The organism is Myroides sp. TSA_177.3 (genome assembly GCF_052691955.1).
This window is the reverse complement of the sequence record NZ_JBQZGD010000053.1, coordinates 1-2,006: the sequence shown is the minus strand read 5'-3', so window position 1 is coordinate 2,006 and position 2,006 is coordinate 1. Positions and strand designations below refer to the sequence as shown.

Annotated in this window: 1 protein-coding gene; it reads left to right on the top strand. The window is 41.0% G+C overall.

Features of this window, described 5'->3' with window-relative positions; genetic code table 11:
* Window positions 1-22: 22 nt before the first annotated feature.
* Window positions 23-1,975, top strand: a complete 1,953-nt coding sequence (locus tag ACUTSE_RS18095; protein WP_445641263.1) for an OmpA family protein — start codon at window positions 23-25, stop codon at window positions 1,973-1,975.
* Window positions 1,976-2,006: the final 31 nt, after the last annotated feature.

Here is a 2,006-nt window from a genome sequence, read left to right as displayed (position 1 = left end):
CTTCTTCTAAAGACAAACATATATGGTTAGAAAATATATAGTTAATGGGTTACTGCTTTGTTTGCTATTTTCAAGCATAAGTAGTTTGGGACAAAATAGAAAAGAGCGCAAAGCTGATCGCAACTACGATACGTATGCCTATATTGACGCAATTAAGGTGTATGAAACAATGGTTGAGAAAGGCGAGGCAAACGCCTCTGTTTTGAGTAAACTCGGCGATTCCTATTACTTCAATGGCAAGTTTGCTGAAGCCTTTAAGTGGTATGATGAATTGTTTCAAGGTTCTTATGCCGATAAGAACGTAAGTGCTTTAGACAAAGAATACTACTATCGCTATGGACAAACACTAAAAGCGATGAATTATACCGAACAGGCCGATAAAGTGTTGCAAGAGTTTGCGCAGCTTCAGTCTTCTGATTCTCGTGCCCAGTTGCTTATTTCTCATGAAGAATTAGTAAATCAAACCCTACCAGCGTCTCGTTTTACGTTGGTTAATTTATCGACCAATAGCGAGTATTCAGATTATGGAGCTACGCTTTTAGACAATCGCTTGATTTTTACTTCTTCTCGCGAGAGTGCAGAAATGAAAAACAAGGTTCACAGTTGGACCAATCAACAATATACCAAGTTGTATTCCACGACTATCGGCGAAGACGGTAGCTTTAGCGATCCAGTTTTATTCGCCAAGGAAATTGCTTCCAAAGAGTTGAACATGGGAACGGCTATCTTTACAAAAGACGGCAATACGATGTATTTTACCAGTAATAATGGTTCGATACGCGGCGGTAAACGCGCCCAATACAACGAGGAAGAATCGTCTTTGTTGAAGATTTACAAATCCCGCAAACAAAGCGATGGAAGTTGGGGATCGGTAGAGGAATTGCCTTTTAACGTAGCGGATTATAACACGGCTCACCCAGCATTAACCCCAGATGAGAAATGGATGTATTTCGTTTCGGATCGCCAGGGAAGCTTAGGTCAATCGGATTTATTCCGCGTGAGTATCTATGAAACGGGGCGTTTTGGCCCAATTGAACATTTAGGACATGAGGTGAATACGGCAGGACGCGAGACTTTTCCTTTTATCTCAAGTGATTATATGTTGTATTTTTCCAGTGATGGACATCCAGGATTTGGAGGATTGGACTTGTACAAATCCAAGATTAATCCCGATGGGAAGATGGGAGTGCCGGTTAACTTAGGACCAGATATCAACAGTGCTTTTGACGATTTCAGTTTGTATATCGATGCCGCTTCAAAGAAAGGGTTTATTACTTCGAATAAAGCAGGCGGACATGGAGCAGATGACGTGTATATGTTTGTAGAAAAACCGTGTTATCAAATCATGGATGGTGTGGTATCAGATCTCGAATCCCATGGTGGTATCCAAGGGGTAGAAATCACGGTATACGACAAGCAGAACAAAGTCGTTGAAAAAGTCTATAGCGATGAACAAGGATACTATAGCGCTGAGAAGTTATTCTGTGGTCAGCAGTATCGCGTTCAAGTTCATAAAGAAGGATATTTTTCTAAGGAGTTTGAAGTAGATACCAGCCGTGATGCGCAGCAACGCGTGAACATTCAAATAGAATTGATTGAGAAAGGGGATGATTTATTCAAGAAATTGAAATTATCACCGATTCACTTTGATTTTGACTCTGCAGCGATTCGTCCGGATGCACAAGTTGAATTGCAAAAGGTTGTTGACGTCATGCTTGAACATCCAAAACTGGAGATTGACGTGCGTTCGCATACCGATAGCCGCGGAAATGACGCGTATAACATGGCTTTATCCGAACGTCGTGCGCAAGCTACCATCCAATGGATGATCAGCCAGGGTGTAGCGGCAAAACGCTTGACAGGTAAAGGATATGGCGAAAGTCAATTGGTGAATACATGTAGTAATGGTGTAGCATGTACCGATGAACAACACCAAGAAAACAGACGAAGTGAATTTATCATTGTGAACTTGTAAGTAATGTAACATAAGTAATTTAATTTTTTCA